Annotated in this window: 4 protein-coding genes and 1 pseudogene; 1 reads left to right on the top strand and 4 read right to left on the bottom strand. The window is 58.5% G+C overall.

The features are described 5' to 3' along the window. Positions 1–128: pseudogene (locus H8S59_RS27035) on the top strand (SAM-dependent methyltransferase); the annotation flags it as partial. Between the two features lie 124 nt (positions 129–252). Here the strand turns inward: H8S59_RS27035 and H8S59_RS25320 are convergent. The 4 genes from H8S59_RS25320 to H8S59_RS25335 form a co-directional block, all read right to left on the bottom strand. Beyond that, positions 253–711, bottom strand: coding sequence for an REP-associated tyrosine transposase (locus H8S59_RS25320; RefSeq protein WP_187523207.1), 459 nt, complete (start codon positions 709–711; stop codon positions 253–255). 188 nt (positions 712–899) lie between these two features. Further along, positions 900–3,998 (bottom strand): efflux RND transporter permease subunit, encoded by a 3,099-nt coding sequence (locus tag H8S59_RS25325; RefSeq protein ID WP_187523208.1) that lies wholly within the window; start codon positions 3,996–3,998, stop codon positions 900–902. After that, entirely contained in the window at positions 3,995–5,062 is a 1,068-nt protein-coding gene (locus H8S59_RS25330; RefSeq protein ID WP_187523209.1) for an efflux RND transporter periplasmic adaptor subunit, read from the bottom strand. The genes H8S59_RS25325 and H8S59_RS25330 overlap by 4 nt, the downstream gene beginning before the upstream one ends. After that, complete coding sequence (locus H8S59_RS25335) at positions 5,059–6,177, bottom strand: efflux RND transporter periplasmic adaptor subunit (RefSeq protein ID WP_187523210.1); 1,119 nt, start codon at positions 6,175–6,177, stop codon at positions 5,059–5,061. The genes H8S59_RS25330 and H8S59_RS25335 overlap by 4 nt, the downstream gene beginning before the upstream one ends. Between the last annotated feature and the right edge of the window lie 203 nt (positions 6,178–6,380).

Consider the following 6,380-nt stretch of genomic DNA (forward strand, 5'->3'; position numbering starts at 1 on the left):
CGGAATCCGAATCCTGGCAAGAACTGCTCAATGCTGCCGGGTTTATTGAGCGGGAACGCTGCTATCGCCTAGCTGGTTTGCCTCGAGAACAGCAGCCTTGGTTGGCGAGTGTTTGGCGCAAGGCTTAACACCTGGTCGCCTGTATCGCGGGCAAGCACCGCTCCCACATTTGAACGCATTCCAACCTGAGCGCGCGATCTCTTGTGGGAGCGGTGCTTGCCCGCGATACAGGCGACTCGGTCTAAAGACAGGTTAAACCCAAGCAGCATCCCAAAGCGGATAATCCCCCATCCGCTCGACCAATCCAGCCCGCACCGGGTTCATCACCACGTAAAAAGCCAGCGCTCTCAAATCCTCCTCCTTGCGAATGGAGCGGTCATGAAAGCCGGGTTGCCAAATACTCCCCGTACGACCTTGCGCAGCATTCACCGTCAGGTTGACGAGGGATTTAGTTCGCCCAACGACATAGCTCAAAGAGTCACTATCGAGCTCGAACAACCAGTGAAAATGATCAGGCATCACCACCCAGGCAAGTGACTTAACAAGACCATCACGCTCAGCCTGTTGGAACTGCTTCGCTATGAGACGTCCAACTATCCAGTCACCAAAAATAGGCTGGCGGTCTTTGGTGTTAGCAGTTATGAGATAAATCCGGCCTTTTTCACTGTGGCGGCCAATGCGTAACTGTCGAGATTGATGAGGTGATCGCATTCCATTGCCTTTGAGCTCTAGTGGAACTCAAAAGGTAGGTCAGACAGGTGACATACAGCGCTGGATTAATTGGCTGGATGTGTCTGCTCCTCGAATCGAGGCGCGGCCATCATAAGCAAGCTCAGCTCCCACAGCGCTTGCATTACTGTGGGAGCCGGGCTTGTCTGGGCGGCATTCCGACGATTGAGTCAATGATTTACAGCTGGCTCACCACCCTTTTCAGCCTGCTCCCGCTGCTCATCACTCGGCTCTTTAATCCGATACCACGCCACATACAGCGCGGGCAGGAACAGCAGCGTCAGGAGGGTGGCAATGATGATGCCGCCGATCATGGCGTAGGCCATCGGGCCCCAGAAGACTTCGCGGGCGATGGGGATCATGCCAAGGCTGGCAGCCGCAGCGGTCAGCAGGATCGGACGGCGGCGGTGTTGGGTCGCTTCGGCCACGGCATCCCATGGCAGGTAACCATCACGCTCATAAGCATCAATCTGTGTAACCAGAATCACTGAGTTACGGATGATGATGCCAATCAGCGCCAATATCCCGAGGATCGCCACAAAGCCCATGGGCGTGCCGGTCGGAATCAGCGCCAACACCACGCCAATCAAGCCCAACGGCGCAACGCTGGCCACGAGGAACATCTTCTGCACACTGTGCAGTTGAATCATCAGGAACGTCGCCATCAGGAAGATCATCAGCGGCACGACACTGGCGATCGGACCTTGCGCCTTGCCACTTTCTTCGACTGTCCCGCCAGTCGCGACCTTGTAACCCGTCGGTAAACCCGCAGCAAACTTGTCGATCTCAGGCTTGAGCTGCTTGACCAGATCGGTTGGCTGCATGTCATCTGCTACCGCCGCCTTAACCGTGATGGTCGGCTTGCGGTCACGACGCCAGACCAGCGGCTGCTCCAGCTCGTATCGCACCGTCGCAAACGCCAGCAACGGAATCGACGTACCGCCCGGCGTTACAATCTGCAGATTCTGAAGGGTTTCTGGCGACCCACGCTCTGCATCTTCAGCACGACCGACCACATCAATCAGGTAAATATCATCGCGAACCTGCGTGACAGGCGAGCCGCTGACGATGCTGTTCATCAACTTCGCGACGTCTTCGGATGACAAGCCCAACTGCCGCGCCTTGTCCTGATTGATGTCGATACGCAGGACTTTCCCCGGCTCGTTCCAGTCGTAAATCATCTCGCCGACATGCGGGTTGGCGTCCAACAGAGTGGCCAGTTCGATGGCGTGCTGGCGGACCTTGTCGATGTTTTCACCACTGACCCGATACTGCAGCGGACGCCCCACCGGCGGCCCCATTTCCAGCGGCTGAACGAAGCTGCCGATGCCGACAAACTCTTCGCGCAGACGCTTGTTCAAGCGATCAGTCAAACCGGCGCGCTGCTCCAGGCTTTTGCTGACAATCACCAACTGCGCGTAGTACGGGTTTTCCAGCTGCTGGTCCAGCGGCAGGTAGAAACGCAAAGCGCCCTGACCGATGTAGGTGCTCCAACGCTCGATATCCGGATCGTCCTTGAGCGTGGCTTCAAAGCGGTCCACGACCTTGCGGGTTTCATTGATCGAAGCGTTCTGCGGCAAGTTCAGGTCGACGAGAACTTCCGGCCGGTCCGAGGACGGAAAGAACTGGTTCTGCACGAACTGCATGGAGAACACCGCCCCCACAAACAGCAGAATGGTGAAGATGATCGTGACCCAGCGATGTCGCATCGCCCAGAACATGCTGTTGTTGAAGCCTCGGGCAATGCGCCCTTCCTTTTCTTTTTCGTCTTTCTTTTTGATGTTGGCACTCAGGATGTGCACGCCAATCACCGGCGCGAACAACACCGCCACGACCCACGACACCAACATCGCCACGGCAATCACCGCAAACAGCGTGAAGGTGTATTCCCCCGCCGAGCTGGCATTGAGGCCGATGGGCACGAACCCGGCGACGGTCACCAGCGTACCCGTGAGCATCGGGAACGCAGTCGAGGTGTAGGCGTAAGTCGCGGCCTGCTCCTTGGTCTCGCCCATTTCCAGGCGCGTGACCATCATCTCCACCGTGATCATCGCGTCATCCACCAGCAAGCCGAGGGCGATGATCAACGCGCCGAGGGAAATCCGCTGCATCGTGATGCCGCTGTATTCCATGAACACGAAGACCATGGCCAGCACCAGCGGGATCGAGCAAGCGACCACCAAGCCAGCACGCACGCCCAGGCTGACAAAGCTGACGATCAGCACGATCACCACCGCCTCGAACAACGCGCTGGTGAAGCCACCGACAGCCTTCTCAACCACTTCGGCCTGATCCGACACGTTATGCACGCCGACGCCAACCGGCAGATTAGCGGTGGCGGCGTCCATGCGCTCGTGCAGCGCCTTGCCGAATGACTGAATGTTGCCACCCTTCTTCATGGCAATAGCCAGACCGATGGCTGGTTTGCCGTTGAAGCGGAACGACGGTTTCGGTGGATCGGCGTAGCCACGGGTGATATCAGCGATGTCACTCAAGCGGTAGAAACGATCATTGAGGCGCAGATTGACCTCAGCCAGATCCTTCTCCGACGCAAACTGCCCCGAGGTTCGCACCGAAATCCGTTCCGGCCCGGCCTCGATCACACCCGCTGGCGTGACCGCGTTTTGCGATTGCAGGCTTTGCACCACCTGGCTCTGATCCAGACCCAGCGCCGCCAGCTTGCGGGTGGAGAAATTCAGGTACAGCACTTCGTCCTGCTGGCCGATCATTTCGACCTTGCCCAACCCCGGCACGTCGCGGATTTCCGTGCGGACCTGCTCGACGTAATCACGCAACTGGCGCATGGAAAAACCATCCGCCGTGAACGCGTAAATCGACCCGTAAACATCACCGAATTCGTCGTTGTAAAACGGTCCTTGGGTGCCTTGAGGGAATTGCGCGCGGATATCGTCGATCTTTTTGCGCACCTGATACCAGATCTCCGGAATGTCACCGGCAGAAGTGGTGTCGTGAAGGAAAATCATGATCGTAGACTCACCCGGACGCGTGTAACTCTTCACGTAGTCCAGCGAGTCCAGCTCTTCGAGTTTCTTCTCAATGCGGTCGGTGACTTGCTCAAGGGTTTCATCCACCGTCGCGCCCGGCCAGCGGGTTTGTACGACCATGGTTTTGATGGTGAAGGAAGGATCCTCTTCACGCCCAAGATTCATGTAGGAAAACACGCCCATTAACAGCGCGACGAACATCAGGTACCAGACAAATGACTGATGCTTGATGGCCCATTCGGACAGGTTAAAACTCCCTTTCATCGCGGGCTTTCCTCATCGACTTTAACTTTCTGGCCCGGCTTGAGGCTGTTGACCCCGGCACTCACCACCCACTCGCCGGGTTTGATCCCGTTGCTCAACACAAAACTGTCACTGCTACGACTGACAACGTTCACTACCCGGGGATTAACCGTCTGGTTCTGCCGGTCAATGATCCACACCTGAGCCTTGCCATCGACTTCCTGCAACGCATTGATCGGTAGCTCAGTGCGCGAGGCAATGGCCGAACTGAGGCTGACGCTGATGGCGGTGCCCAGCCTGAAGGCTTCCGGCGTGTCTGACAGAGTCAGGCGTGCGCGACGGGTACGCGTGGCGCGTTCGGCTTGCGGTTCGATTTCGCGCAGCTTCGCAGTGGTATTGATCTGCGGATCCAGTTGGCTGGCGACCTTGAACTCGACGCCTTCGGGCAACTGGTCAGCCAAGGTTCCAGGCAAATCGATCACCGCTTCTTTGACGTCCGGACGGGCCAGGGTCACGACTTCCTGCCCGGCCGTGACCACTTGCCCGGCCTCTACCTGCCAGCGAGTGACAACGGCCGCGTGATCGGCTCGTAACTCGCTGTAACCCAGCTGATCCTGAGCCTGGCTCAGTGCTGCGCGGGCTTGCTCCAGGGACGAGTTGGTGGTTTTCAGATCAGTCTGGGCGATATCCAGCTGCGCTTGGGCGCCCACGCCACGGTCGAACAACTCCTGCTGACGGCGGGCATTGGCTTGAGCGTTGATCCACTGCGCCTGAATGCGCGCCAGATCGCCTTGGCGAGCACGTACGTTGTTCTGTTGATCGGTAGGGTCCAGCGTGGCGAGCAGTGCGCCTTTGGCGACTTCACTGCCGACGTCCACGCTGCGTTGCGCGATCCGTCCGCCGACCCGAAAACCCAAGGTGCTTTCAAAGCGCGCTTCGATATTGCCCGCAAAACGCCCGAGGCTTTCCTCGGAAATCGCGTTGGCTTCGACATGCAGCACGGGGCGTACCGGTTCCGGCGCAGGTTCTTCCTTGCTGCACGCAGTCAAGAATGGCAGCAACAGCAACCACGACAAACGCTTCATGGCTGCACCTTCGCGGTTTTCTGTTTCTCGCTGGCGGCTATTTCCACCTGCATGTCCGGGTGCAACAACTGCCCACCCGCCACGACCACTTTCTCACCCGCCTTCAGGCCATCGGTGATGATGACTTTGGCGGTCAGGTAACGGCCAACGGTGACGGCACGCAAATTGGCTTTGCCTTGATCGTCCACCACCCACACGGCTGGCTTGCCCAATTGATCGCCCAACCCCTTGGTCAACGCGGCCCACGGCAGTTCGATGCTGGCCTTGCCCGGCGTGTTCAACGCCCCGCTGACCACTGAACCGAGGTCCATGCCAGCGGGTAATTTTTCGAGGGCGATTTTTACTTGTACGGTGCCGGTTTCGGCTGACACGGCGGGTGTCACTTCACGGACTTTGCCGACCGTTTTGATTTGCGGGTTATCCAGCAGCGTCACCACCACCGGCTCATCACCGGATGCCTGGGCGAACAGTGACTCATAGACGTTGAAGACGGCATCACGCTCGCCATCCCGGGCCAGCCCAAAAATCGGCACGGTGGCCTGCACCACTTGCCCGACTTCTGCCTGACGCTGGGTAATCACGCCCGGCGCGTCGGCGATCAGTGCGGTGTAGCTCAGTTGTTCACGGGCATTGGCCAATTGCGCTTGCGCGGCATGAAGCGCGCTCTGGCTACTGCGCAATGAGGCCTGCGCCGAATCGTACTCACTGCGGCTGGTATAGCCCTTGGGCAGCAGTTTTTCCTGCCGCACGAATGCCGCTTGGGTTTGCGTCACCCGCGCCTGTTCGGCAGCGACGGCAGCCACGGCGGAATCAACATTGGTCTGTAAGTCCTTGGGGTCAAGCTTCGCCAGCACTTGCCTGGCCGTGACCCGATCACCCACATCCACCATGCGCTGAATGATCTTGCCGCCCACACGGAATGAAAGCTGCGTCTGCACCCGCGCCTGAACATCACCGGTCAGGGCCACCTGAGCGGCGTAATCGGTGGTTGCGACTTCTTGCACATAAACGCGCGGCAGATTGGCCGGAGGGGCTTCTTCTTTGCCGCAGCCGGCGAGAATGGCCAACGCCAACGTCAGACCGGCCAACGCCAATTTAGAGGGGGAAACGGGCATGCAGACTCCTTATGCGGATGCCGTGCGCGTGCCTCGCTGTAAACAGTGGGTGGCGCCGTGACTATGCGACTCTCAGCGTAGATCAGGGTTCCTTGGGGTGTGCGATTGGTTGTGTATACAACGCGTCGCTTTGGGCAAATACGTGACCTGTTGGAGCGAGGCTTGCCCGCGAAGAACGATAACTCGGTGTGTCTGGTTTACCG

The organism is Pseudomonas folii (assembly GCF_014357575.1).
In the GTDB taxonomy this organism is placed as follows: Bacteria; Pseudomonadota; Gammaproteobacteria; order Pseudomonadales; family Pseudomonadaceae; genus Aquipseudomonas; species Aquipseudomonas folii.